The sequence below is a fragment of the Marinobacter gelidimuriae genome (assembly GCF_000372805.1).
GTDB classification, from domain to species: domain Bacteria; phylum Pseudomonadota; class Gammaproteobacteria; order Pseudomonadales; family Oleiphilaceae; genus Marinobacter; species Marinobacter gelidimuriae.
On the sequence record NZ_KB889862.1, the window covers coordinates 1 to 24,781 of the forward strand.

Sequence of the window (24,781 nt, forward strand, 5' to 3'; positions counted from 1 at the left end):
ACCGAAAGGCGTGCGCGGCTTCTGCTCGGCCGTGGGCGAGCCGTGGTTGTGCGTGCGTATCCGTTTACGATACGGCTGAAAGACCGTACCGGTGGCGATACGCAGCCGGTACGTATCAAGATCGACCCCGGCAGCAAGACCACCGGGATGGCGGTGGTGAGAGAGAACGGCCAGAAGCAACACGTTCTGGCGTTAATGGAGTTGGCCCATCGCGGTCGTCAGATCAGCAAGTCTTTGGAGCAACGTCGGGCGTTTCGCCGCCGGCGCCGCAATCAACTGCGGTACCGGGCACCCAGATTCTTGAATCGAACCAAGCCCAAAGGCTGGCTAGCCCCAAACCTGCAACACCGGGTGGACACCACGAAAAGCTTGCTGAATCGGCTTCGATCTCTGGTGCCGGTTGTGTCTATCAGCCAGGAGCTGGTTCGTTTCGATACGCAAAGGATGACGAACCCCGAAATCAGCGGTGTCGAATATCAGCAGGGCACTTTGCTCGGCTACGAGATCCGTGAATACCTTCTGGAGAAGTGGGGCCGCGAGTGCGCCTATTGCACCGACAAAGACACCCCGCTGCAAATTGAACATATCGACCCAAAAGCCAACGGTGGTTCGAATCGCATCAGCAACCTGACATTGGCGTGCCGGCCGTGCAACCAGGAAAAGGACCGGCAGTCCCTGGCTGATTTCTTTGCATCGTCCAAACGGCTGAAGAACCACCAGGCCAGGCTGGATCGCATCCTCAAACAGTGCAAAAAGCCCTTAAGAGACGCTTCAGCGGTCAACTCCACCCGGTGGGCGCTGTATCAGACCCTGAAGCAGACGGGCCTGTCTGTTGAAGTGGGTACCGGCGGTCGCACCAAGTTCAATCGCTGTCGATTGCGCATGCCAAAGACTCACGCCCTGGATGCGGCTTGCGTCGGAGAAGTTGAGATCGTAGAGGGCTGGGACGTTCCAACCTTGGCGGTCAAGGCCACCGGGCGTGGCAGCTATAAGCGCACGCGCTTAACAAAGCACGGCTTCCCCCGCGGTTACCTGATGCGCCAGAAGCAAGTCAAAGGCTTTCAGACCGGAGATATGGTACGCGCCGTGGTGCCGACAGGCACGAAAGCCGGCACCTGGTTGGGCAGAGTCGCCGTTCGCAAGACCGGAAGCTTCAATATNCAGACAAACAGTGGCGCCATCCAGGGAATATCTCATCGCCACTGCGTTTTAACCCAGCGAGCGGATGGCTACGGCTATCACATCCAACCCAACCAACGAAAGGAGGAAGGAGACAGGAAAAACGAGTCGTGCTATCCCTCCCCGTCCTGAAGGACGGGTCTTCCGCGCTTAATGATGAATCTTAATGCAGTACGACACATTTTGATGGAGCCTAGGGGCTGATGGCAATTCACATCGGTAACCATGGAAACGCGCAAGCCAGAGACACGATGCTCTCATAATTTCGAGCAAGCTTGTCATATCGGGTGGCAACGGCACGATAGTGCTTGAGTTTGGCAGACGCATTCTCGACCAGGTGTCTGAACTTATACAAATGCCAGTCGAGCCTCTTATTTCCCTTTATCGAGTTTTTCCCTCTGGGGATAATAACGCTCATTTCGAGGGCTTCTGCCTCAGCGCGTATCGTCTGACTGTCGTATTCTTTATCGGCCATCATACATAGCGGCCATCAATGAAGACCCATTCCAGATCGGAGTCTGTTTTCAGCACGTTGACGAGCTTTTCCAGAGGCTTTTTTTCGACCAGTAATTGAAGACTTTGTAGACAGAATTCCACTTGCCGAAATGCTCTGGCAGATCTCTCCATGGTATGCCAGTACGCATTCTGAACAGAATACCTTCGACTGTCCTGCGCAGGCCTGCCTTGTCATAAAGGCTAAATTGAAGCAATATTTCTCTCAGCTTGGATCACAGCTCCTCTGTGAGCATGTACCTGGGCATTGCGGGCTCGTATGATTGTTGTTTCGGAACTTCATTATACGAGCTTGCTATTACCTTTCAAAGACTTACGAGCAATTGTCAACAGCCCCTAGCAACGCTTAAAAACACCTCATTTTGTCGTGTGATTGCTTTATTCGGGCCCACGCCCGCAAATCTACGCCCATGGTCTACTGGTTGCGTAACCGAAACAGCCTAAAGTGGTTTACAAACACACTAAGAATAAACACTGACACGGTGAGGTGGAGTTAATGATTTACAACGCAGAATTTACACGCTCGATCAGCAAACCGGACGATTTCTGGCGTGAAAAGGCCGCCGACATCGAATGGATTAACTTTCCACACACCATCTGGCAGGCCAAAGACAACGGCCACGGTGACTGGTTTACCGATGGTGAGTTGAACACCAGCGACATTGCTCTGGACGCCAACCTTCGCGCTGGCCGTGGTGAACAAACCGCACTGATTTACGACTCACCGGTGACCAACACCCAGCAAAGCTACACCTACACTCAGCTGACCGATGAAGTCGCGCGTTTTGCCGGCGCCCTGAAGGCCCGCGGCATTGAAAAGGGCGATCGCGTCGTTATCTACATGCCGATGATCCCTCAGGCGGTGATTGCGATGCTGGGCTGTGCTCGTATTGGCGCGGTTCATTCGGTGGTGTTTGGCGGCTTTGCGGCCCACGAACTGGCCGTTCGCATTGACGATGCAACGCCCAAGGCGCTCATTACCGCGTCTTGTGGCATCGAAACCAGCAAGGTGACTGCCTACAAGCCGTTGGTGGACAAGGCTCTGGAACAGGCTAAACACAAACCTGAGCTGTGTGTTGTGTATCAGCGCCCGGAAGCACTGGCCAGCCTGCAAAGCCCGAGAGATGTGGACTGGAACGAACTTGTTCGCGACGCCGAGCCAGCAGCCCCGGTCGCCGTCAAATCGACCGATCCGCTGTACATTCTTTACACCTCCGGCACCACCGGTAAACCCAAAGGTGTGGTGCGGGACAACGGCGGCCACGCCGTGGCCCTGAAATACAGCATGAAACTGGTCTACGACGCCAGCCCCGGTGATGTGTTCTGGACCGCATCGGATGTGGGCTGGGTGGTGGGCCACAGCTATATTGTTTACGCGCCGCTGTTTGCCGGCTGCACCACCGTACTGTATGAAGGCAAACCGGTTCGCACCCCAGACGCAGGCGCTTTCTGGCGCGTGATCCAGGATCACAAGGTCAATATTCTGTTTACCGCCCCAACCGCTTTTCGCGCGGTGCGCAAAGAAGATCCGGAAGCGGATTTTTTAAAGAAATACGACATCAGCTCGCTGAAGCGGATCTATCTGGCCGGTGAGCGCCTGGACCCGGCCACCTACGACTGGCTGCGCGAGCATACTCATCTGCCCGTGCTCGACCACTGGTGGCAAACAGAGACCGGTTGGGCCATTTGCTGCAACCCCGCCGGTATCGAAATGATGACCACTAAACCCGGTTCCGCCACCATGCCGTCCCCCGGCTACGATGTTCAGATAGTTGATATACGCGGCAATCAGATGCCAGCGGGTGAACAGGGCCAAATCGCGATAAAACTGCCACTGCCACCGGGCTGTCTGCAAACCGTTTGGGGCGATGATAAGCGTTTCCGTGAAAGTTATCTCGACGCTATTCCCGGCTTTTACAGCACCGGTGATGGCGGCTTTGAAGATGAAGACGGTTATATTTTCGTTATGGGCCGCACCGACGACGTGATTAACGTAGCCGGCCACCGGCTATCTACCGGTGAAATGGAAGAAGTGGTGTCGTCTCACCCGGCGATCGCTGAATGCTGCGTGGTAGGTGCTCATGACGAAATGAAAGGCCAGATTCCGATCGGGCTGGTGCTGATTAAAGACGGCGCCACCATTGACCATGACGAACTGGAAGATGAACTGGTAGAAATGATGCGTGACAAAATCGGCGCCATTGCCTGCTTTAAACGAGCCATGGTGGTTGATCGCTTACCAAAAACACGTTCTGGCAAGATTCTGCGCCGGGTTATACGACAGATTGCAGACGGCGAAGCCTACAATGTGCCGGGCACCATTGATGACCCGTCCATTCTGGAAGAAATCAGCGACCGGTTCCGGCCTCGGTAAATATTCCAAAACAGCGCCCGAAAGGGCGTTGACGACGCCTTCGTCCGGTCTATACTGCAATGGCAGTATCTAAAGCCCCTACGGGGGGGGAATCAGAAAAGCTCCGTTTATAGGAGCTCATGTGAAATACAGGAAAGATCGATGTCTGAGACCACAACGGGCCACGTGAAGTGGTTCAACGAAGCAAAAGGCTTTGGCTTTATCGCCCAGGAAGACGGCAGTGACGTATTCGTTCACTTCAGTGCCATCAACGCAGACGGTTTTCGCACCCTGGCTGAAGGCCAGAAAGTGCAGTTTACTGTAACCGACGGCCCTAAAGGCCCGCAGGCAGAGAACGTAACGCCTGTTTAATAAGGGCTGTCGCTGATAAAGCGTGACCAGTCAGAAAAACGGGCCGATGATTCACCGGCCCGTTTTTTTATGGCTAATTTTAAGATCAGACGCTTAACGCCTCATCGACCGCTTTTGCGCTAGCGTGAACACCGGGCACAACTTGAGCCACCGCATTCAATAACGCCTGTAAGGTCGCCGAGGTGGTGTCTTCCGCCAGGGCTGCTGCGCTGCACGTGTGGCCGTTAGCCTGCAAACGAATACACGCCATGGCATTGGCCGAAGTGCCCGCGCCCAGGGCGAACTCGTCATAAGCCTCAACTGCCAGGGTAATGGAAAAACGCTGGGCCAGCGCCGCTGCCACTGCTTCCACCGCACCAGAACCATAGCCTTGTAACGTTACCGGTTTGTTTTCATTGCCTATTACCAAATCTGCGCGCACACCCTCTTCGTTGCGATGAAGATCGTAAGTGCGCAATGCCCAGTCGGCCGGCACCGCAAGATAGCGCGCTTCAAACAGGCGGTGAATGCTCATGGAATCGATCTCGCCGCCGTTGTTTTCCGCTTCACGCTGCACCACTTTGCTGAATTCAATTTGCAGCCAACGGGGCAAGCTGATGTTGTAATCCCGCTCCAGCACATAAGCCACACCGCCCTTGCCAGACTGGCTGTTGATGCGCACCACCTCGTCATAGCGACGGCCCAGGTCGAACGGATCGATCGGCAGATAGGCCACATTCCAGGCATCGCCTTCTTTACGCTGGGCCAGACATTTGCGGATAGCGTCCTGATGGCTGCCAGAAAACGCGGTGAACACCAGCTCGCCGGCGTAGGGGTGGCGCGGATGGGTCGAAATTTCGGTGCAGGCTTCAACCACCTCGGTAATGTCAGCCATGCCGGACAACTCCAGGGTTGGGTCAATCCCCTGTGAATACAGGTTCATCGCCATGGTCACCAGATCCATATTACCGGTGCGTTCGCCGTTCCCCATCAGCGTTCCTTCCACCCGATCAGCGCCCGCCATGACCGCCAGTTCGGCCGCGGCGACGCCACAGCCCCGGTCATTGTGAGTGTGCACGCTGATGCTCAGATGTTCGCGGCGCTGGATAGTGTCGCAAATCCACTCGATCTGATCGGCAAATACGTTGGGCGTGGCCATCTCTACCGTGGCAGGCAGGTTAATAATGACCGGCTGACCTTGGTCCGGGCGCCACACTTCGGTCACTGCATCGATGACTTCAGCGGCAAAATCCAGCTCGGTGCCGGTAAAGCTCTCCGGCGAATACTGAAAGGTCCATTCGGTGTTCGGGTAACCGGCGGCCAGCTCCTTCACCAAACGCGCGCCTTCTACTGCAATATCACGGATGCCATCACGGTCTAACCCGAACACCTGCTGGCGCTGCACGGTAGAAGTGGAGTTATAAACGTGCACAATGGCTTTTTTGGCGCCTTCCAGCGCTTCGTAAGTGCGCTTGATCAGCGCCGGCCGGGCCTGGGTCAGCACCTGAATCTTTACATCGTCAGGAATACGCCCTTCTTCGATCAGCTTGCGACAGAAGTCAAAATCTGGCTGGCTGGCTGCGGGAAAACCGATCTCGATTTCCTTGAAGCCCAGCTTTACCAGCAAATCAAACATCCGCTGTTTCTGACTGACCGACATAGGTTTGACCAGAGCCTGGTTGCCGTCGCGCAGGTCAACCGCGCACCAAGTGGGCGCCCGCTCAATCACACGATCGGGCCAGCGCCGGTTGGTTTTGGCAATGGGCTTGAAGGCTGCGTATTTACGATGATCAAAAGCCATACAACGGTTTCCTTTTGCGTGTGCAGACTGCCGGTTACAGAACACAAGATTACACAAAAAGTCGGCGCAGGTGATTGCTAATGAAGGCTATAAACCGGACTATAAAGCCATTAAATATCCCTAAAACCGAGGTTAGTGGCAGAATATGCTTAATAAATCCGAAACCCTGATCGCACTGGACAAAACCGACCGAAAAATCCTGGACCATCTGCAAAAAGACGGCTCGCTCACTAACCAACAGCTGGCCGACAAAGTCGGGCTATCGCCGTCGCCCTGCCTGCGCCGGGTGCGTGCGCTGGAGCAAAGCAGCGTGATTGTGCGCACGGCCACCATTCTTAATCACAAAAAACTGGGGCTAGCGCTCACCGCCATTATTCTGATCGGCATGGACCGGCACACACCGGAACGTTTTGCGGCGTTTGAGGAGGCCGTCAGCGCCTATCCGGAGGTGCTGGAGTGCTACCTGATTACCGGCCACGATGCGGACTACATGCTCAAAGTGGTGGTGCCGGATATGGATCATTACCATCACTTTCTGCTGAACCAGATAACCCGCATTGCCGGGGTGAGCGGCGTGCATTCAAGCTTTGTGCTGCGCCGGGTTCTGGATAACACGGCCCTGCCCTTAGGTTACTTGTCGTGAAATGCCCGGCCGGTGTCTGTACCTGCCTGTTGCGGCTCCGTACAATAGAGCCCATTATTTTTGAGGCTGCGGCCTCTCCATGAATCACTCCTGACGGAACCCAAAATGCGAGCCAGCCGTTATCTGATTGCCACCCAGAAAGAAACACCCGCCGACGCCGAGATTATCAGCCACCAGCTGATGCTGCGTGCCGGTTTGATCCGCAAACTGGCCGCCGGCCTGTATACCTGGCTGCCCATGGGCCTGCGCGCCCTGCGTAAAGTTGAGCGCATTGTGCGCGAAGAAATGGACCGCAGCGGCGCGCAAGAACTGCTGATGCCGGCGGTGCAGCCGGCGGAACTGTGGCGGGAATCCGGCCGTTGGGACGAATACGGCGGCGAACTGCTGCGCATGAACGACCGCCACGGCCGCGAGTTCTGCTTTGGCCCTACCCATGAAGAAGTGATTACCGACCTGATCCGCAACGAGCTGAAAAGCTACAAACAACTGCCGGCCAACTTCTTTCAGATTCAGACAAAATTCCGTGACGAGCGCCGCCCCCGTTTTGGCGTGATGCGTGCACGGGAGTTCATCATGAAAGACGCCTATTCATTTCACATAAGCGCTGATTCTCTGGACCAGACTTACCAGCTGATGCACCGCACCTACTGCGCCATATTTGATCGCCTGGGCCTGGATTACCGCCCCGTGCAGGCAGACTCTGGCGCCATTGGCGGCAGTGGCTCCCAGGAATTTCACGTGTTGGCTTCTTCTGGTGAAGACGCCATTGTGTTCAGCACCGACAGCGACTACGCGGCGAATATAGAAAAAGCCGAAGCGGTCGCACCCGCCAGCGAGCGCCCCGCGCCCTCCCAGGCGATGACCGAAGTGGCGACGCCGGGCCAACGCACCATTGCCGACATTACCCAGTTTCTGAAAGGCGATGTTACGCAAACCGTGAAAACTCTGCTGGTGAAAGCCGAAGCTGAAGCCGGTGCCGAAGAAGGCAGTGACCCGGGATTGGTGGCGTTGATTCTGCGCGGCGACCACACCCTGAATGAGATCAAGGCGGAAAATCTGGCCGGCGTAGCCGACCCGTTGACCATGGCCACGGACGAGGAAATCCTGCGCGCCACTGGTTGCGAACCTGGCTCGATCGGGCCGGTGAACCTGTCAGTGCCGGTGATTGTCGACCGCAGCGCAGCGCACTTGACGGACTTTGTCTGCGGCGCCAACAAGAATGACGTGCACCTGACCGGCGTAAACTGGCAACGCGACCTGCCACTGGGCCGGGTGGAAGACTTGCGTAACGTGGTGGAAGGCGACGCCAGCCCCTGTGGCCAGGGCACTCTGGAAATTCGCCGCGGTATTGAAGTGGGCCATATCTTCAAACTGGGCAACAAATACAGCAAATCGCTGAACGCCACGGTGCTGGATGAAAATGGCAAAACCGCTACTATGGACATGGGCTGCTACGGCATTGGCGTGTCGCGGATTGTGGCGGCGTCAATCGAGCAAAATCACGATGACCGCGGCATTATATGGCCCGACGCCATCGCGCCCTTCCGGGTTGCCGTGGTGCTGCTGAACGGCCATAAGTCGCCAACGGTGGCCGAAGCCGGTGAAAAGCTCTACCAACAGCTGCAAGAGGCCGGTTACGACGTGCTGCTAGACGACCGCAACGAGCGGCCGGGGGTAAAGTTTGCGGATATGGAGCTGACCGGTATCCCCCATCGCTTTGTGGTGTCTGACCGCGGGTTGGAAGCCGGCACTCTGGAATACAAGGGCCGTCGCGATGCCGACAAGCAGGACATTGCCCTGGCGGATGCAATTCCCTTTCTGAAGAGTGTTTCGCCGCTTTAAAAAAGTAAGCGCGTCATAAAACAACCCTGGTCGCCGAAACGCACCAGGGTTGTTTTATGAGTAACCGATCAGTCTGGCTAATCGATGGCCGGCTGTGTAAGAGGTTCCTGCTCTAGCTCAACACCAAAGCGTGCCTGAACCGACTCGCGAATTTCCTGGGCCAGCGCCAGCAGCTGTGCTCCGCTGCCGCCGCCGTGGTTGATTAACACCAGGGCCTGGCGATTGTTCACACCTACCCACTTGTTGCGGTAGCCTTTCCAACCGCACTGTTCAATCAGCCAGCCCGCCGCCAGCTTCACGCCCTGACCGTGTGGCAGTGGGTAGGCCACCAGGTCTGAAAAACGGCTTTGCAGCTGCTCAAACACCTTTTGGCTGACCACCGGGTTTTTAAAAAAACTGCCGGCGTTTGGCAGGCGCTGCGGGTCTGGCAGTTTGCGGTGGCGAACGGCCATTACCGCTTCGGCCACGTCTTCAGCGTTTAGTTTTGACACGGGCGTGTCGCCAAAGTACGCCGCCAGCTCGCCGTAACCCAATTGGAAAGGCCGGCTACGGGACAGGCGCAGATGCACGTCCAGAATCAGATACCGTTCGGGCTGCTGTTTAAAAAGGCTGTCACGGTAGGCGAAATTGCACGCTTCTGCACTTAGGGTCACTGGCTTTCCGCTGCTGCGATCCAGAGCGGTGACACACACCAGCGTGTCTGCCAACTCCACGCCGTAAGCGCCAATATTCTGTACCGGTGCAGCACCACAGGTGCCGGGAATCAGCGCCAGATTTTCGATGCCGCGATAGCCGCTGCGGGCGGCGTACAAGACCGCGTCATGCCAGTTTTCACCAGCACCCAGCACCAGCGTGGCCGCCTCAATACTGATATCGCGCCAGTGCCGTCCGGCCAAGGCCATGTGCACAACCAGGCCATCAATGTCGGCGCGGAACACCAGATTACTGCCACCGCCGACAATCAGCACCGGCAGATTTTTTTCATCCGCCCAAACCAGCGTGGCGCCAACCTGTTCACGATGGGTAATGCGGGCGAAATAGCGAGCACTGGCCGCAATGGCCAGAGAGTTATGGGGCGTTAAATCTACCCTTTCCCGTATTTCTGGCAGGGTTTTCACCCCAGCTTCCCGCGAATGTCATTCAGCAGACCTTCACCGGCTTGGTGGATCAGTTCGAGCACATATTGAAAACCCTCGTCTGCACCGAAGTACGGATCTGGCACTTCCTGGTCGTCAAAATCAGCAAAGTCCAGGAACAGCCGTGGCACGGTGCCGCCGTTCTGATGCCAGATTTCTTTCACGTCTGCCAGATTCTGGCGGTCCATCACTAATACATAGTCAAAACTGTCCAGGTCTTCGACCTCGAACTGACGCGCTCTCAGGCCGCTGACATCAATACCGATTCGACCGGCCGCGGTCACCGCGCGCTCATCCGGGCCTTTGCCAATGTGCCAGTCACCGGTACCGCAAGAATCAATACGTACCTGCTGTTCAAGACCGGCGGCCGCTACCTGTTTGCGAAACACGCCTTCGGCGGTGGGTGAGCGGCAAATGTTACCCAGACACACAAATAAAACGCTAACAGAGGCTGCCATTAATTTGTCTCCTGCTTGTTCAAAAAAGCCCTTACCCGTTGCAGATCCGCTTCGGTGTCTACCCCGGCTGGCGGACTGACGGCCGCCAAATCGACATGAATGCGAGCGCCGTTATAAAGCGCACGCAGCTGTTCCAACGCTTCAACCTGTTCGGCGGGCGCCGGCGGCCAGCGCACAAAATCGGCCAGTACGCCGGCGCGATAACCATAAATGCCGATGTGGCGAAAATAACCAAAATTGTCCGGCAGATCCAGATTTACAGTGCGGTCTGCCCCGACCGCCGTAGCCGCGGCCCAGCCATCGCGATACCAGGGTATGGGCGCGCGGCTGAAATAATGTGCCATCCCCTGCTGGTCGAAAACCACTTTCACCACGTTGGGATTAAACACCGACTCAGTATCGTGAATGCGCTCGCACAGAGTGGCAATGGCCGCTTCGGGGTGCAAGTCCAGATTGTCTGCCACCTGATTAATCAACACGCTGGGGATCAGTGGTTCATCCCCTTGTACATTGATTACCCGGTGGTCTTCGTCCAAATTCAAGGCCTGTGCCACTTCAGCCAGACGGTCGGTACCGCTGACATGGCCGGCCAAGGTCATGACAGCTTCAGCACCAAAGCGCTCACAGGCTTGCTGTACCCGCGCGTCGTCGGTGGCAATCACCACTCGCCCGGCGCGGCTTTCCTGCGCCCGCTGCCACACATGTTGAATCATCGGCTGGCCGCCAATGTCTGCCAAGGGTTTGCCCGGCAAGCGGTTTGAGCCGAAGCGCGCGGGAATCACGACGGTAAAGGGCGTGGTAAAGGGCATGAATGGCTCCTCGCTCAGCTTTTGTGCAGGCGCTCATCGGTGCTCAGGGTGCGGGCTTCGGTGGCCAGCATCACCGGAATACCTTCGCGCAAGGGAAACGCCATGGCGTCCTGATAGCACAGCAGTTCGGTTTTTTCGTCGTTGAGCTTGAGCTCGCCTTTACACACCGGGCACGCCAGCAGTGCCAGCAGTTTTTTATCCATGATGATGGTCTCGTTCTGTTGCAACGGAAGCAGCCGCCAGCGGGCCGCTTTTATTCGGGTGCAGCTGGCGCCAACGGGCCAGCTGGCTCAGCAGCCGGCGGCCAAATTCAGCGGGCAGCTGGGCTTCAATCATCAGAGCGTAAGCGTTGTCGGGTGCAAAGTCCTGACATTTCACCGCATCTTTGGCGGTCATTACCAGCCATTCACCAGCGTCGGTTTTCAGGTCGCCCGGTTTAAAACGGTGATGGTCGGCAAAAGCCCGCGGCCTTACCTCTGCGCCCAAGGCGCTGAGGGTGGCAAAAAATCGCGCCGGGTTCCCGATACCCGCCACCGCCAGCAGCTTTTGTCCCGCCAGCTTTGTCAGCGGTACCTGCGCACCGCTGGTCAGGTGCAGAAGATGCATCGGGCTCAAATTCATAGTGTAGATTGCCCTGTGTTGCACGCCGGCAAATTGGCTGTGGCGGCGAACGTGCGCTCCGGTAGAGCCGTTAAGAATGATATAATCGACCGAGTTCAGCCGTTCTGCCGGCTCGCGCAGCGGCCCCACAGGAATGCTAGCGCCATTGCCCAAGCCGCGGCTGGCGTCGAATACGGCCAGTTCTATGTCACGGGGCAGAGCGTAATGCTGAAGACCGTCGTCGCACACCAGAACATCGCCCAATCTCTGATCAATGGCGTAGTGCGCTGCGCGCAGCCGTTGCGGATCTACCACCACCGGGCAGCCAGTGGCCCGTGCCAGCATAACGGGTTCATCACCGGCGATGCTGGCGTTGCTATCGGCATTCACAAAAAGCGGGTATTGCCCGGACTTGCCACCGTAACCGCGGCTAAGAATGACCGGATGCCAGCCGGCGTTGCGCAATTGCGTTACCAGCCAGGCCGTAATCGGCGATTTACCGGTGCCACCGGCGGTAATATTACCCACTACCACCACCGGAGTCGTTAACGCCGGGGCCCGATCTTTCAGCGCTTTGCGCCTGCGCGATGCAGCAATTCGCCGGTACAGCCAGGCCAGTGGCGCCAGAAATCCCAGCGGGCGATTTTGGCTATACCACAACCGATCTACCAGCGAACTCATACCCGCTTACCGCTGGTCATGCGTGCTCACTGAACTGCATCTGATGCAGTTGGGCATAGGCGCCGCCCTGGTCCAGCAACTCCTGATGGCGGCCGGATTCCACTATGCGGCCATTGTCCATCACCAGTATGCGATCGGCGTTTTCAATGGTTGACAGGCGGTGAGCAATCACCAAGGTGGTGCGGCCTTTCATCACCGTTTCCATAGCGTTCTGGATGTAGCGCTCAGATTCGGTATCCAGCGCCGATGTGGCTTCGTCCAGAATCAGAATGGGGGCGTCTTTCAGCAGCGCCCGGGCAATGGCCAGGCGCTGGCGCTGGCCGCCGGACAGCATAACGCCGTTGTCGCCAATCATGGTATTCAGGCCCTCGGGCATGCGGTCGATAAATTCCAGAGCGTGCGCTTTGCCGGCGGCTTCACGGATGGCCTCGGGGCTGCAATCACGCAGAGCCCCGTAGGCAATGTTCGCTGCAATCGTATCGTTAAACAGCACCACGCTCTGGGTAACCAGGGCAATCTGAGCGCGCAGGGCCTGCAACGTAAAGTCTTCCAGCAAATGGCCATCAATACGGATTTCGCCGTCGGTGTAATCGTAAAATCGCGGCAACAGGCTCACCATCGTGGATTTGCCACTGCCACTGCGGCCGACCAGGGCAACGCTCTGCCCCGCCGGAACCGTCAGCGAAATGTTGTCCAACACTTTGTCGAGCTGGTCGCGATAGCTAAAGCCCACGTCACGGAATTCGATGTCGCCTTTTACCCGTTGCGGAGCAAAGTCGCCGGAATCCGGCTCCGGGCGTTCGTCCAGGGTTTCAAACACGTCGTAGGCTGCAGCCAGGCCCTTCTGGATTTTTGAGTGCACGGAGGTTACCTGGCGAATGGGCTTCGCCATGGTTGTCGCCGCAGTAATAAAAGCGACGAGTTGACCTGTGCTCATTTCGCCGCGAATAGTGGGCGACAACATGGTCCACACCAGCGCCGCGATCGCAATGGCCACTAGAACCTGAATCACCGGCACGCTGATGGCCTGGGTAGATGACATTTTCAGGCTTTGCTTCAGGTTGCCTTCACTGACCTTCTGAAAACGCTTGCGTTCGAAGTCCTCACCGCCAAAGGTGCGCACCACTCTATAACCGCTTATGGACTCAGATGCGACGTGGGTAATGTCGCCCATAGAGGCCTGAATGCGTTTGCTGATTTTACGGAAGCGCTTGCTGACGTAGCTAACCACCATTCCGATCAGCGGCCCTACCGCCAGAAATACCAGCGTTAGTTTCCAGTTGGTGTAGAGCATGTAGCTCATCAGCCCGACAATGGTCAGGCCTTCACGCAGGGTGATGGTGATAGCGTCGGTAGCGGCTTCAGCCACTTGTTCCACGTTAAAGGTCAGCTTCGACACCAGGCGGCCGGCCGCGTTGTCATCGAAGTAGCGCGACGGCAAGGTTAGCAGGCGGTCAAATACATCGGTGCGCAGGGCATTGATGACGTTACGACCCACGTAGCTGATGAAATATTGGCTCATGAAGGTGCCCAGGCCACGAAACGCAAACACCCCGACAATCAGCAGGGTTAAAATCAGCCGATTCTGCTCGGTCGGATTTTCAATGGCCTTGATGACGTATTCCATGGCCGCCGCCATGCCGGTCGACGCCGCGGCATAGATAACGTTGCCGATGATCGCCAGGGTAAACGCTATCCAAAAGGGTTTCACATAGCGTAAAAGGCGCTTGTAGGTGTGCCAACTGCCCTCTGGCATCTTACCCGGGCTTTCAGGCTCTGGGCCTGGTGAACTTGCTGCATTCACTGGGATTCTGCCTCACGTTCGGTGGTAATGCTGAGTTTGGCGAAACCCAGGCGACCGGCCGCATCCATCGCCCGCACCACAAACTCGTGGGGAGTTCGGGCATCGGCGGTGATAATGAACGGCAATGATGTGTCTGCGTCGGCCAACTCCCGAATGCTTCGCTCCAACGTTTCGCGGCGATTGTTCACCAGCGGTTTGTCGTTCAGCAGGTACTGGCCATCGGCGCTAATCACCACATCAATCTGCTCGACTTCTGCCGGCGGCGCCGGATTACCGCTGGCTTGCGGCAATTCCACCTGAAGATGACTTTCCCGGGTGAACGTTGTCGATACCATAAAAAAAATCAACAACAAAAACACCACGTCGATCAGCGGTGTCAGGTCCATAGCCACGTGCTGGCTGCGCTGGCGCTTGAACTTCACTGGGTTCAGGCTCCTTTTACGTGAATTTCGCGGTCGCCGTGTACCACTTCCACCAGTTTAATCGCCTCTTGCTCCATGTTGACCACCAGGGCATCTACCCGACGGATAAAATAGCGATGGGCAATCAACGCAGGAATGGCCACGCTGAGGCCAGAGGCTGTTGTTATGAGAGCTTCAGAAATACCGCCAGCCAGATTGCCAGCATTGCCCACACCGGCCAACTGAATTTCCGCAAACACTTTGATCATGCCGATGACCGTGCCCAGAAGGCCCAGCAACGGCGTTATGGTTGCAACGGTGCCCAGTGGGTTCAGAAACCGCTCAAGCTGGTGAACCACCTGACTGGCTTCGTGCTCGATGCTTTCTTTCATTACCTCACGGCCGTGCTTGGCGTTCAGCAAACCGCTGGCAAGCACACGCCCCATGGGTGACGACGCCTGAAGGGTTTTCAGACGCTTGCCGTTCAGCTCTTTTTTCTTGATCCAACGCCACAGCTCATTCAGCACCTCTGGCGGCGCGATCCGGCTGTCACGCAGGCTCCAAAAACGTTCAAGGATGATGGCCAATGCCAGCACAGAACAAAACAGTATGGGCACCATCAAAATGCCACCGGCTTTTAAAAGCTCGAACACGCTCGGTCTCCTGGTCAATTACAAGCCGCGCTACTCTAGCATAGCTGTCGGCGTTTTTAGCATAACGACTATTGTGTGACGTTGCGCAACCGTTCCAGACACCGCGCCCGTGCCAGACCGGGGCCACTGATCCAGAATGGCGCATTCTGCTGCACCTGGCGGATTACCAGCCCATCAGATTTTACCTCCATAATCACGGCTCCAGCGCAAGCGGTATTGATCTGATGGCTACCGGCCAATTCATAACGGCGGGTAACCTGCGGGTGCGGGTGGCCGTAATGATGGCGGTAACCGGCGGTGTAAATGACGGTATCGGGCGAAAGAGCCTGAACCAGAGCGTTGGACGACGAGGTTTTACTGCCATGGTGGGGCGCCAACAACACACGGGTAACGGTGTCACGCGCCTTTTGCACCGGTTGATCATTCAGGTAGCTCAGGTATTCGGCTTCCTCCCTGACGGTAATGTCACCGGTTAGTAGCCACTCGGTCGCCGAGTCTGGGTCACGAATGCGCAGCACGCAGGAAGCACCGTTACCTTCTTTGGCGTGATCTGAGCGCCAGAAGTCCAGCTCCAGACGCCCTAACATCAGGGTCTGCCGCTTGCAGTCGTCCACTTTTCTGGCCAGCCCTGCTTGCCCCAGACGATCGGCTGTTTCGCCCGCTTCACCGCCGATCAAGCGCGTTAACGGCAATTCGGTGACAAGCTGCTCCAGGCCACCGCTGTGGTCGCCATCGGCATGGCTCACCACCAGCGTATCCAAGCGCTGCACCCCCAGCGCCCGCAGGTTGGGAAGTATCACCGACTCTACCGCCGAGAACACACCGGGAATGGCTGGGCCGGTGTCATACAGCAATGCCTGCTGCTGATGCCGCACCAGAACCGACAGACCCTGGCCCACATCCCATACGATCACCTGCGGCATAGGCACGGGGCGGTTATCCACCGGCGCCTGAAAACCCCAGTGCGACACTGACCAAAGCCCCAGCACCGCCGCCAGCACAAGGCGAAAGCTCCGCTGCGGATACCACAAAGCCAGAAGTACAACCGCTGCCAACCCGATGGCCGCGCCAACACCCAGCTGAATTGTCGGGCTGTCCCAGCCCTCCAGCCACTGCAATCCTTGCCATAAAACCCCCAATACCGTGTCCAGCAGCAGAGTTACCCATTCGTCGCTGGCGGGCACAAGTGCCACCAGCAAAGCACCGCACAGCAGCAGCGGCATAACCACCATAGACACCCACGGAATGGCAAACAGATTGGCCACAAACCCCGCCAGCGGCTGATTCTGGCCCAGTAACAGCAGCCCCGGCCATAATCCGGCGAACATGGCAGTCTGCGCCAGCACCAGCGCCAGCACGCCCTGAACCGCGCCAAGGCGCCCGGAGAACACCAGTATCAACACCGCCACCGCACAAAACGACAGCCAGAAGCCGGCGTCCAGCGGCGAAAATGGATCGGCAATCAACACCACTGTCAGCGCCAGCAGCAGGCTGCGCCAGGGCGGTATGTGCCAGCCTTGCAGCAGCGCCCAGCCCAGTACGGCGATCATTAACAGCGCGCGCCGGGTGGGCACGGTAAAGCCGGACATCAACGCGTAGGCCAGGCAGCCAATCATCACCACGCCAAACACCAGGCGCCGCCTGGCACGTTCAGACAGAATGGATTCGGGTACTCGCACCGCACACCGGCGCGCCACACATCCAATGCCCAGAGCCACCAGGCCCAGATGCAGGCCCGAAATCGCCACCAGGTGAATGGTGCCGGTGGCTTTCAGAGTGTCCCAATGGGCGGGGGTCATGGCGCCGCGATAGCCAATCAGCAAAGACGCCAACAACGGGAAATGCCTGGCTTCGCCAAACTTCGCCGTCACCCAGTTCAGCAGGCGGCGGTGCTGGTAGCGGTAACGGCAGTGCAGGCCGCATTCAATACTGGCATCCGGCACTACCGTGCGCACACTTCCGGTGGCGCGGTAACCGTGACGGAACAGCCAGTCTTCATAGCGGAAACCGGTCAGGTTCAAGCCACCGTGGGGGCGTTTAAGCACAACCGTTATAGTCAGGGTGTGACCGGGTAACTGGTCCGGATGGTCGCCGTACCAGGCCAGGCGCAAGCGGGAGGGTAAAGGGTGCGCCGGTGATGGCGCTTGCACGTTATGCTGGTAAGCGTTTTCCACCAGACAGAAATCGAACTTTAAACTGTTAAAACTGCCCCGAGCGGGAAGACTGCAGACATAACCGGACACCTCCAGCGGCACCCTTTCCCATGCCGCCGGCAGGCGCTCATGCAGGCGCTGACTGGCGTGCCATGAAGCCCAGGCGGTGCCCGCTAACAGCGCCGCAAGCAGAATAAAAGCCGTGCGGCCCCAGCGGTGAGGAAGCAACAGCGCCAGCACGCCGCAACCTGCCATAGCCGCAAACAGCCATTGCCACGCTGGCAACACCGACAACCGATACAGTAAGATAACGCCGCAACAGAACGCGATTAGCAAAGGCCCGACAACAAGGCCTCGCGGGCTGCGAGACAGCGGGCGGTTTGAGCCGCCACTGAAAAAATCGCCGGACATTCCTTGTCCTCCTGAATTATGGCATCGGCGTTGTCCCTAACACCGGTCGTTTACACGTCTACAGGCAGAACAACTTCTTATGCCGAAGAGGTTCATGAAACGCTATTTGCCGTCTCCGGAAAAGGTGAGGCAAATAAAATCGCTGAATTTTCTGGGCGATATCATACAGGAACCCAATCTGTGGCATATCAACCGCCACAGTGTGGCCCGTGCGTTTCTGATAGGCGTGTGGTTCTGCTTTATTCCGATGCCTTTCCAGATGCTTGCATCGGCGCTTTTCGCGATCTGGTTCAACGCCAACCTGCCGCTGGCGGTGGCGCTGGTGTGGATCAGCAACCCGGTTACCATGCCCCCGATTTTCTACTTCAACTACAAACTGGGGGCCTGGATGCTGAGCAGGCCACTGCTGGATTTTGAATTCTCGCCGTCACTGGCGTGGATCAGTGAACGCCTGCTGGATATTGGCATACCGCTTTACCTGGGCTCGCTGGTTGTGGCTACGGTGTCTGCCTGCTTCGCTTATTTGATCATTCAGTTGTTATGGCGCAGAAGAGTCCGCGCCAACTGGCGTCTGCGCCGGGGGCAACGCCGCCACTAACCCTCGTGTACCAAACGCCCCTGCTCCAGCCGCATCACCCGCCCCAGACTTCGTGCCATCGACATATCGTGGGTAACCATCACAAACGCCATGCCAAACTGATCGCGCAGCGATTCGATCAATGCGCGCACACCGGCACCGGTGTGTTCATCAAGATTACCGGTGGGTTCGTCCATCAAAACGCAGTCGGGCTCGTTCACCAGGGCCCGGGCTATGGCCACGCGCTGACGCTCACCGCCAGACAGCTCGCCCGGCTTGTGCTCCAGACGTGCGCCCAACCCCACACTGTTAAGCAGAACAGCGGCCTTCTTGCGCGCTACCACCACGCTAATACCCCCCAGCACGCAGGGCATCATCACGTTCTCAAGCGCGGAGAACTCCGGCAGCAAATGGTGAAACTGGTACACAAACCCAAGATGCTTGTTGCGAAAGCGCGCCCGCGCGGCTTCCGAAAGCTTGTAAATCTCCTTACCGCAAATTTCGATATGGCCCGTTGACGGTCGGTCTAGCCCGCCCAGCAAATTCAGCAGCGTGGTTTTTCCGGAGCCGCTACTACCCACAATGGCGATGGTTTCACCGGCGGTGACTTGCAACGAGATGTCGGAAAAGATCGTCAGCTTTTCCGGGCCCTGGTTATAGGTGCGGGTCACTTGATTGCAATCAATAACCCAGTTCGCGGTGTTAGCCGTTACGTCTTTTATGCTTTTGCTCATAGGTTGGCTCTATTCATATCTAAGCGCGTCTGCCGGGTCGATACGAGACGCACGCCAGGCCGGGTAAATAGTCGCCAGCAGACTCATGGCCAGGCCACTACCGCTGATAATCATGACGTCTTCCCACAGCAGCTGGGACGGCAAGTAACTGATAAAATACACGTCGGCACTGAGGAACTGATGGCCCAGTGCGCCCTCCAGCCAGCTGATGAACGCGCTGACGTTGAGTGCACCCACAATACCAAGCACAGTGCCCACCAGGGTTCCGAAAACGCCGATGACCGCGCCCTGCACAATAAAGATGCGCATAATACGCGCGGGTGTCGCGCCCATGGTGCGTAAAATGGCAATGTCTGCGGTTTTGTCGGTGACCACCATGACAAGAGTGGACACAATATTGAATGCCGCCACCGCCACAATGAACATCAGCAACAGGCCAATCATGGTTTTTTCCATTCGTATGGCCTGGAATAGATTGCCGTGGGTGCGGGTCCAGTCAGATACGTAATAGCGCCCGGTAAGCAGCTGCGCCGCTTGCTCTGCCACCCGCGGCGCGGCGAACAGGTCGTCTACCAGCAAGCGGATACCCTGGGCTTTACCGTCTGTACGCATCAGCTTGGCGGCGTCGTCCATATGAATCAGAGTGTAACTGCCGTCTAGTTCGGCACCCACGCTGAACACGCCCTTTACAGTAAAGCGCTTCAGTCGCGGCAATACGCCAGCCGGCGTTACCGACGCTTCAGGCAGTACCACGGTTATTTTGTCACCCAGCTGCAGGCGCAGGCTGGACGCCAAAAAACGCCCTATAATGATGCCGAATTCGCCAGACTTCAGATCGTCCAGGCTGCCCTGCTCCATGTGATCTTCAATAATCGATACGGTTCGCTCCTGATCTGGCAAAATGCCGTTTAACAGCACGCCGCGCACCTCTCCGCCGCCGGTGACCATAGCCTGGCCCTGAATAAACGGCGCCGCCGCCAACACTCGCGGGTGTTTCTCAACGGCTGCGTCTATCGCTTCCCAATTTTCAAGCGGGCCGGCGCCCTCGATAATAGCGTGGGGCACCATACCCAGAATTCGCAACTTCAGCTCGCGATCAAAGCCGTTCATGACTGACAGCACGATAATCAGCACCGCAACGCCCAGCATCAAGCCGATCATAGAGGTGAGTGAAATAAACGAAATAAAGTGATTGCGGCGTTTGGCAGCGGTATAGCGCAAGCCGATATAAAATGATAAAGGTTTAAACATAAAGCCTTGCCTGCTGCTGGCTGCGACTAATTCGTGATTGATTGAACCCGGTCGTGTTAATGCCGCGCCGGGAACTGCTAAACTTCACCCTACAAACGAACATCCGTATCGGAGTCCTAATGACCCAGCGCAACGATGACAGCGCCAATGCGAAGAAACAATGCGAACGGCGGGATTACTTTAGAATAAACGACCGTATTGGGTTGGAGGTGCACAAACTGCCCACCAGTACCCAAGACGATTTCAGTGCCTTCGAAAATACCCCGTTCACCAGCTTACAGGCCGAATTCAGACGCCTTGACCAAGACATCAAAACCCAACTTTCAGGTTTAAGCGAGCGCGATCGGGCGCTGCAAAGCCTGTAAAAAGTTTTCAACTCCAAGCTGGATATTCTGGCGCGCATTATGGCCTTTGAGCAAAATCCGTTGCAACCGGAGCATTGGCACCAAGCCACGCTCAGCGAGGGTGGCGTTGCCTTTGTTAGCAACGATGACAGCTTGCAGCTGGGTGACCATATTGCCATACGCCTTACTCTGCCGCCGGCACTGTTTCAGCCCCGGGCCGTTGGCGAAGTAGTCGGCGTTAACACCGAAGACCGCGGCGGCACACGGATTCACACCCGCTTTGTGCGTTTGGAAGACAGTGATCGCCAACAGCTGGCGCGCCATATCATGCGCTGGCAAATTCGCCAGCGCCAGCAACCGAATACCGGAACCGCCGAGGCGAATGACCAAAGCGCAGACTAAATGACGTTTTATCCATTTCTCCTGCGGAGTCACCCTAACTATGAAGACCCATCGCTTTTGGCGCCCATTGCTGCGAGCCGGCCTGTTATCCGCCGCTCTGGCGACGACCTTATCGGTGATGCCTGCCAGCACTCAGGAACTGGTTATTCCGCTCGGCCAACAAGGCGACCGCGATGCCATATCACTGCCACAGACCGGTATGAAAGCCGAGCGCGTGCGCGAGCGCTGGGGCGCACCCGAGTCTACCCGCGGCCCGGTAGGCCAGCCGCCCATCAGCCAGTGGCACTACCCGGCTTTTGTGGTGTATTTCGAGAGCGAACGGGTTATTCGCGCGGTTATAAAGCACGCGCCCTGACACAGACACAGAAAAGACCGCAAAGTTTTGCCAGTAGATCCTGACGTGCCGGCGCCTGTCCGTTAGAATGGTTTTTTTCAATAGGGAAAAGGTACTGGCCCAGTGAAATCGAAGCCGTTATTGCCCGCAGAGTGGGCGCCGCAGAGTGCGGTGATGCTGACCTGGCCCCATCAGAACACAGCCTGGGCCCGCCATCTGGCACAGACAGAGCCGGTGTTTATGGCGATTGCGCGCGCGGTTTTGCGCTTCGAATCCGTATTGATCAGCTGCGAAGACCCAGAGCAGGCGCAGCGACTGCAGGAACAACTAAACCAGTATGCAGAAACCGCTGGCGTGGCATTCCGCGCGCTGGTTCTGGTTGCGCCGTCAGACGACAGCTGGGCGCGCGACCACGGTCCTTTAACGGTGTTCACTCACCAAGGCTCGAGGCTGATTGATTTCGGTTTTAACGCCTGGGGCAATAAGTTTCCGTGGGACAAAGACAACGCCCTGAACAACAGGCTGCTCACGGCCGGTGCGTTTGACGGCAGCACCCTGAAAAGCGTCGAATTCATCCTGGAAGGCGGCGCCATCGACACCGACGGCGAAGGCACTCTGCTGACCACCAGCGAATGCCTGCTAAGCCCCAGCCGCAACCCCGATTACAGTCGCAGCGCCATGGAGACACTTTTTGGCCAGTTATTGGGCATTCGCCGGGTGCTCTGGCTTAATCACGGTTACCTGGCTGGCGACGATACCGACAGCCATATAGATACTCTGGCGCGGTTTTGCGCACTCGACCACATCTGTTATGTCGCCTGCCCTGATGAAAGCGACGAGCATTATGGCGCTCTTAGCGCCATGGCCGAAGGCCTGCGCGAATTTCGCCAAGCCAGTGGTGAGCCTTATCGTCTGACGCCCCTGCCCTGGCCAGACGCTATCCTTGATGAAAAAGGCCAGCGCCTGCCGGCCACTTACGCCAACTTTCTGATCATCAACGGCGCGGTATTACTGCCGGTATACGATGTACCCCAAGATGCCGCAGCGATCGCCACACTGCAGAATCTGTTCCCAGACCGCGAAATCATCGCCATACCCTGTCGCCCGCTGCTTCAGCAAGGTGGCAGCCTGCACTGCGTGACAATGCAATTGCCTGCGGGCGTAATGACCAAATAGCGCCGCACCTGTTCTTTCCTGAGCGGCCGGCGTATTGCCTTCTACGCAGACATTTCAAATGGGCAGGAGATTGATCAGAATATGAACAAAGCGATAAATCAGATCGTCCACGAACTCAATGGCATTCTGCTGGGCAAAGACCGGCAGGTGCGCCTGGCGCTTTGCAGCCTGTTCGCAGGCGGCCATTTGCTGATTGAAGACATTCCTGGCATGGGTAAAACCACGCTTGCCCACGCTCTGGCACACATAATGGGCCTGCGCTATCAACGCATTCAATTTACCAACGATTTGTTGCCGGCGGACGTGCTGGGCTATTCGATTTACGACAAGGCTGCCAGCAGCCTTGTTTTTCATCCGGGGCCGATTTTTGCCCAGTTGATTCTGGCCGACGAAATAAACCGCGCATCGCCGCGTACCCAGAGCGCTCTGCTGGAGGCAATGGAAGAACGGCAGGTGTCGATTGAGGGCGAAACCCGGCCCCTTCCCCAACCGTTTTTTGTGATTGCCACCCAAAACCCCATCGAGCAAAGTGGCACGTTTGCGCTGCCAGAAAGCCAGCTCGACCGGTTTCTGATGCGCCTGCACCTGGGCTACCCTGATCCCCAGGCAGAACGTCAATTACTGGAAGGCGAAGACCGCCGCAGCCTGACCCAGCGCCTGCCCACCCTGTTAGCTGAAGAGCAATTAGCGCGCATTCAACAAACGGTGCTGCGGGTGAGCACCAGCCCCGCGCTACTGGACTACGTGCAGCGCTTGCTGGAAGCCAGCCGTAACATTCCGGGCCTGCTTTACGGCCTGTCGCCGCGCGCCGGTTTGGGCCTGCTGCGCGCAGCGAAAGCCTGGGCGCTGATGCAGGGCCGTGATCACGTGTTACCAGACGACGTACAGGCGGTGTTTGCGGCGGTGGCAGAGCATCGTCTGGAACAGGGCGAAAGCGGCAAAAGCCGGGAGCGGGTGCAACGCTTACTGGCCGGTGTATCGGTGCTTGGCGGCTGAATCTATTGGGCGCCTGGCGGCTGAACCCATAGAGCAGGCATATCGGCAGAATTGGCCAAAACAACTGGCAAGCACACCGGCTATTCATGATAGCCTTTGTATCTTCCTACTGAACTTTCTAAGCTTTCTAAACATTTTAAACTTTTAAATTTCGTGCCGCTGCCATAACGAGCTGCGGACACAGTGAACACACTCGTATTAAGTGAGAACAGCATGAGCACCAGCACACACTCCCGCCTGATTATTCTAGGTTCCGGCCCTGCCGGCTATACCGCGGCCGTTTACGCGGCCCGCGCCAACCTGAAGCCAACATTGATCACCGGTATTGAAGTGGGTGGCCAGCTGACCACCACCACAGACGTCGACAATTGGCCCGGTGACAACGATGGCGTGCAAGGGCCAGAATTAATGCGACGTATGTTGAAACATGCAGAGCGCTTTGAAGCTAAAATCATTTATGACACGGTGAATGAAGTCGATTTGAACCAGCGTCCGTTTCGCCTGAAGGGCGACAGCGGCGAGCACACCTGCGATGCGCTGATCATTTCTACCGGCGCCTCGGCCATGTATCTGGGGCTTGAGTCGGAAGAAAAATTCAAGGGCCAGGGTGTGTCGGCCTGTGCAACCTGTGACGGCTTTTTCTATCGCAACCAGAAAGTAGCGGTTATCGGCGGCGGCAACACCGCCGTTGAAGAAGCCCTGTACCTGTCCAACATCGCCGCGGAAGTGACGCTGGTGCACCGCCGCGACAGCCTGCGTGCAGAGAAAATTCTACAGGACAAATTGTTTGAAAAAGCTGCCAACGGCAATGTGCGAATCATCTGGGATCACACCTTGGACGAAGTGCTGGGTGACGGCACCGGGGTAACCGGTATGCGCATCCGCAGCATGAAAGACGACTCCAAGCAGGACATGGAGCTTTCCGGTGTGTTTATCGCCATTGGCCATAAACCCAACACCAGCCTGTTCGAAGGCCAGCTTGAAATGACAAATGGCTACCTGCACATCCGCTCCGGATTGGACGGAATGGCGACCCAGACAACCGTGCCCGGCGTGTTTGCCGCCGGTGATGTTGCCGATCATGTGTATCGCCAAGCGGTTACTTCAGCCGGTTTTGGTTGTATGGCGGCGCTGGACGCCGAGCGCTATCTGGACCAACTGAGCTAAGCTAAACCAACA

At 57.1% G+C, this 24,781-nt stretch carries 24 protein-coding genes and 1 pseudogene; 12 read left to right on the top strand and 13 right to left on the bottom strand.

Annotated elements, in window-relative coordinates; all coding sequences use genetic code 11:
- The first annotated feature begins 48 nt into the window (after nucleotides 1–48).
- Entirely contained in the window at nucleotides 49–1,311 is a 1,263-nt protein-coding gene (gene iscB / locus A3OI_RS19275) for an RNA-guided endonuclease IscB (protein ID WP_456085377.1), read from the top strand.
- A 79-nt stretch (nucleotides 1,312–1,390) separates the two neighbouring features.
- Here the strand turns inward: iscB and A3OI_RS21610 are convergent.
- Nucleotides 1,391–1,901: pseudogene (locus tag A3OI_RS21610) on the bottom strand (transposase).
- A 287-nt stretch (nucleotides 1,902–2,188) separates the two neighbouring features.
- Between A3OI_RS21610 and A3OI_RS0103765 the strand changes: the two are divergent.
- Together A3OI_RS0103765 and A3OI_RS0103770 are read left to right on the top strand one after the other, a co-directional pair.
- Nucleotides 2,189–4,066 carry a propionyl-CoA synthetase gene (locus A3OI_RS0103765; protein ID WP_018403001.1) on the top strand — a complete coding sequence of 626 codons (1,878 nt, stop codon included), beginning with the start codon at nucleotides 2,189–2,191 and terminating at the stop codon, nucleotides 4,064–4,066.
- A gap of 141 nt (nucleotides 4,067–4,207) precedes the next feature.
- Nucleotides 4,208–4,417: a cold-shock protein gene (locus tag A3OI_RS0103770; protein ID WP_007352080.1), complete on the top strand. Its 210-nt coding sequence runs from the start codon at nucleotides 4,208–4,210 to the stop codon at nucleotides 4,415–4,417.
- Nucleotides 4,418–4,502: 85 nt separating this feature from the next.
- Here the strand turns inward: A3OI_RS0103770 and leuA are convergent, their stop codons facing one another.
- The gene (leuA, locus tag A3OI_RS0103775; protein WP_018403002.1) at nucleotides 4,503–6,197 is read right to left on the bottom strand and encodes a 2-isopropylmalate synthase; all 1,695 of its coding nucleotides are present in this window, start codon (nucleotides 6,195–6,197) and stop codon (nucleotides 4,503–4,505) included.
- A 145-nt stretch (nucleotides 6,198–6,342) separates the two neighbouring features.
- Between leuA and A3OI_RS0103780 the strand changes: the two genes are divergently transcribed.
- Together A3OI_RS0103780 and A3OI_RS0103785 are read left to right on the top strand one after the other, a co-directional pair.
- Nucleotides 6,343–6,840, top strand: a complete 498-nt coding sequence (locus tag A3OI_RS0103780) for an Lrp/AsnC family transcriptional regulator (protein ID WP_018403003.1) — start codon at nucleotides 6,343–6,345, stop codon at nucleotides 6,838–6,840.
- 105 nt (nucleotides 6,841–6,945) lie between these two features.
- Nucleotides 6,946–8,682 (top strand): proline--tRNA ligase, encoded by a 1,737-nt coding sequence (locus A3OI_RS0103785; protein WP_018403004.1) that lies wholly within the window; start codon nucleotides 6,946–6,948, stop codon nucleotides 8,680–8,682.
- Nucleotides 8,683–8,759: 77 nt separating this feature from the next.
- Here A3OI_RS0103785 and murB read toward each other — a convergent pair whose 3' ends face one another.
- The 9 genes from murB to A3OI_RS0103830 form a co-directional block, all read right to left on the bottom strand.
- Entirely contained in the window at nucleotides 8,760–9,800 is a 1,041-nt protein-coding gene (gene murB / locus A3OI_RS0103790; protein WP_018403005.1) for a UDP-N-acetylmuramate dehydrogenase, read from the bottom strand.
- A complete protein-coding gene (locus A3OI_RS0103795) occupies nucleotides 9,797–10,276 on the bottom strand; it encodes a low molecular weight protein-tyrosine-phosphatase (protein WP_018403006.1) in 480 nt (159 codons plus the stop codon). The genes murB and A3OI_RS0103795 overlap by 4 nt, the downstream gene beginning before the upstream one ends.
- Nucleotides 10,276–11,085, bottom strand: coding sequence for a 3-deoxy-manno-octulosonate cytidylyltransferase (gene kdsB, locus A3OI_RS0103800; protein ID WP_018403007.1), 810 nt, complete (start codon nucleotides 11,083–11,085; stop codon nucleotides 10,276–10,278). The genes A3OI_RS0103795 and kdsB overlap by 1 nt, the downstream gene beginning before the upstream one ends.
- 14 nt (nucleotides 11,086–11,099) lie before the next feature.
- Nucleotides 11,100–11,288, bottom strand: a complete 189-nt coding sequence (locus A3OI_RS0103805; protein ID WP_007350926.1) for a Trm112 family protein — start codon at nucleotides 11,286–11,288, stop codon at nucleotides 11,100–11,102.
- On the bottom strand, nucleotides 11,281–12,366 hold the full coding sequence (gene lpxK / locus A3OI_RS0103810; protein ID WP_018403008.1) for a tetraacyldisaccharide 4'-kinase: 1,086 nt from the start codon (nucleotides 12,364–12,366) through the stop codon (nucleotides 11,281–11,283). The genes A3OI_RS0103805 and lpxK overlap by 8 nt, the downstream gene beginning before the upstream one ends.
- A 16-nt stretch (nucleotides 12,367–12,382) precedes the next feature.
- A complete protein-coding gene (gene msbA / locus A3OI_RS0103815) occupies nucleotides 12,383–14,122 on the bottom strand; it encodes a lipid A export permease/ATP-binding protein MsbA (protein ID WP_026223978.1) in 1,740 nt (579 codons plus the stop codon).
- A 44-nt stretch (nucleotides 14,123–14,166) separates the two neighbouring features.
- Nucleotides 14,167–14,592: an ExbD/TolR family protein gene (locus A3OI_RS0103820; protein WP_018403010.1), complete on the bottom strand. Its 426-nt coding sequence runs from the start codon at nucleotides 14,590–14,592 to the stop codon at nucleotides 14,167–14,169.
- 5 nt (nucleotides 14,593–14,597) lie between these two features.
- Nucleotides 14,598–15,224, bottom strand: coding sequence for a MotA/TolQ/ExbB proton channel family protein (locus tag A3OI_RS0103825; protein WP_018403011.1), 627 nt, complete (start codon nucleotides 15,222–15,224; stop codon nucleotides 14,598–14,600).
- A 68-nt stretch (nucleotides 15,225–15,292) separates the two neighbouring features.
- Entirely contained in the window at nucleotides 15,293–17,788 is a 2,496-nt protein-coding gene (locus tag A3OI_RS0103830; protein ID WP_018403012.1) for a DNA internalization-related competence protein ComEC/Rec2, read from the bottom strand.
- A gap of 79 nt (nucleotides 17,789–17,867) precedes the next feature.
- On the opposite strand from A3OI_RS0103830, the gene A3OI_RS0103835 reads away from it, so the two are divergent.
- Nucleotides 17,868–18,386 (top strand): DUF2062 domain-containing protein, encoded by a 519-nt coding sequence (locus A3OI_RS0103835; RefSeq protein ID WP_026223979.1) that lies wholly within the window; start codon nucleotides 17,868–17,870, stop codon nucleotides 18,384–18,386.
- Here the strand turns inward: A3OI_RS0103835 and A3OI_RS0103840 are convergent.
- Nucleotides 18,383–19,099 carry an ABC transporter ATP-binding protein gene (locus A3OI_RS0103840; RefSeq protein WP_018403014.1) on the bottom strand — a complete coding sequence of 239 codons (717 nt, stop codon included), beginning with the start codon at nucleotides 19,097–19,099 and terminating at the stop codon, nucleotides 18,383–18,385. The genes A3OI_RS0103835 and A3OI_RS0103840 overlap by 4 nt on opposite strands.
- A gap of 9 nt (nucleotides 19,100–19,108) precedes the next feature.
- Nucleotides 19,109–20,350, bottom strand: coding sequence for a lipoprotein-releasing ABC transporter permease subunit (locus tag A3OI_RS0103845; protein ID WP_018403015.1), 1,242 nt, complete (start codon nucleotides 20,348–20,350; stop codon nucleotides 19,109–19,111).
- 119 nt (nucleotides 20,351–20,469) lie between these two features.
- On the opposite strand from A3OI_RS0103845, the gene A3OI_RS24395 reads away from it, so the two are divergent.
- The 6 genes from A3OI_RS24395 (at nucleotide 20,470) to trxB (ending at nucleotide 24,769) form a co-directional block, all read left to right on the top strand.
- Complete coding sequence (locus tag A3OI_RS24395; protein ID WP_018403016.1) at nucleotides 20,470–20,715, top strand: hypothetical protein; 246 nt, start codon at nucleotides 20,470–20,472, stop codon at nucleotides 20,713–20,715.
- 39 nt (nucleotides 20,716–20,754) lie between these two features.
- Nucleotides 20,755–21,096 (top strand): PilZ domain-containing protein, encoded by a 342-nt coding sequence (locus tag A3OI_RS24400; protein WP_018403017.1) that lies wholly within the window; start codon nucleotides 20,755–20,757, stop codon nucleotides 21,094–21,096.
- A gap of 40 nt (nucleotides 21,097–21,136) precedes the next feature.
- Nucleotides 21,137–21,451 carry a hypothetical protein gene (locus A3OI_RS0103855; protein WP_018403018.1) on the top strand — a complete coding sequence of 105 codons (315 nt, stop codon included), beginning with the start codon at nucleotides 21,137–21,139 and terminating at the stop codon, nucleotides 21,449–21,451.
- Between the two features lie 102 nt (nucleotides 21,452–21,553).
- Nucleotides 21,554–22,606 carry an agmatine deiminase family protein gene (locus A3OI_RS0103860; protein WP_018403019.1) on the top strand — a complete coding sequence of 351 codons (1,053 nt, stop codon included), beginning with the start codon at nucleotides 21,554–21,556 and terminating at the stop codon, nucleotides 22,604–22,606.
- An 81-nt stretch (nucleotides 22,607–22,687) separates the two neighbouring features.
- Nucleotides 22,688–23,602, top strand: coding sequence for an AAA family ATPase (locus A3OI_RS0103865; RefSeq protein ID WP_018403020.1), 915 nt, complete (start codon nucleotides 22,688–22,690; stop codon nucleotides 23,600–23,602).
- 213 nt (nucleotides 23,603–23,815) lie between these two features.
- Complete coding sequence (gene trxB / locus A3OI_RS0103870) at nucleotides 23,816–24,769, top strand: thioredoxin-disulfide reductase (RefSeq protein WP_018403021.1); 954 nt, start codon at nucleotides 23,816–23,818, stop codon at nucleotides 24,767–24,769.
- Nucleotides 24,770–24,781 lie beyond the last annotated feature (12 nt).

Excerpts from the sequence above, each read along its gene's own strand:
- A3OI_RS0103795 (WP_018403006.1), bottom strand. The coding sequence starts at position 10,276 with ATGGCAGCCTCTGTTAGCGTTTTATTTGTGTGTCTGGGTAACATTTGC.
- A3OI_RS24395 (WP_018403016.1), top strand. The coding sequence starts at position 20,470 with ATGACCCAGCGCAACGATGACAGCGCCAATGCGAAGAAACAATGCGAA.
- A3OI_RS0103770 (WP_007352080.1), top strand. The coding sequence starts at position 4,208 with ATGTCTGAGACCACAACGGGCCACGTGAAGTGGTTCAACGAAGCAAAA.
- A3OI_RS0103840 (WP_018403014.1), bottom strand. The coding sequence starts at position 19,099 with ATGAGCAAAAGCATAAAAGACGTAACGGCTAACACCGCGAACTGGGTT.
- msbA (WP_026223978.1), bottom strand. The coding sequence starts at position 14,122 with ATGCCAGAGGGCAGTTGGCACACCTACAAGCGCCTTTTACGCTATGTG.
- A3OI_RS0103835 (WP_026223979.1), top strand. The coding sequence starts at position 17,868 with ATGCCGAAGAGGTTCATGAAACGCTATTTGCCGTCTCCGGAAAAGGTG.
- A3OI_RS24400 (WP_018403017.1), top strand. The coding sequence starts at position 20,755 with ATGGCCTTTGAGCAAAATCCGTTGCAACCGGAGCATTGGCACCAAGCC.
- A3OI_RS0103855 (WP_018403018.1), top strand. The coding sequence starts at position 21,137 with ATGAAGACCCATCGCTTTTGGCGCCCATTGCTGCGAGCCGGCCTGTTA.
- lpxK (WP_018403008.1), bottom strand. The coding sequence starts at position 12,366 with ATGAGTTCGCTGGTAGATCGGTTGTGGTATAGCCAAAATCGCCCGCTG.
- A3OI_RS0103830 (WP_018403012.1), bottom strand. The coding sequence starts at position 17,788 with ATGTCCGGCGATTTTTTCAGTGGCGGCTCAAACCGCCCGCTGTCTCGC.
- A3OI_RS0103780 (WP_018403003.1), top strand. The coding sequence starts at position 6,343 with ATGCTTAATAAATCCGAAACCCTGATCGCACTGGACAAAACCGACCGA.
- trxB (WP_018403021.1), top strand. The coding sequence starts at position 23,816 with ATGAGCACCAGCACACACTCCCGCCTGATTATTCTAGGTTCCGGCCCT.
- leuA (WP_018403002.1), bottom strand. The coding sequence starts at position 6,197 with ATGGCTTTTGATCATCGTAAATACGCAGCCTTCAAGCCCATTGCCAAA.
- A3OI_RS0103805 (WP_007350926.1), bottom strand. The coding sequence starts at position 11,288 with ATGGATAAAAAACTGCTGGCACTGCTGGCGTGCCCGGTGTGTAAAGGC.
- A3OI_RS0103785 (WP_018403004.1), top strand. The coding sequence starts at position 6,946 with ATGCGAGCCAGCCGTTATCTGATTGCCACCCAGAAAGAAACACCCGCC.
- A3OI_RS0103865 (WP_018403020.1), top strand. The coding sequence starts at position 22,688 with ATGAACAAAGCGATAAATCAGATCGTCCACGAACTCAATGGCATTCTG.
- kdsB (WP_018403007.1), bottom strand. The coding sequence starts at position 11,085 with ATGCCCTTTACCACGCCCTTTACCGTCGTGATTCCCGCGCGCTTCGGC.
- A3OI_RS0103765 (WP_018403001.1), top strand. The coding sequence starts at position 2,189 with ATGATTTACAACGCAGAATTTACACGCTCGATCAGCAAACCGGACGAT.
- A3OI_RS0103845 (WP_018403015.1), bottom strand. The coding sequence starts at position 20,350 with ATGTTTAAACCTTTATCATTTTATATCGGCTTGCGCTATACCGCTGCC.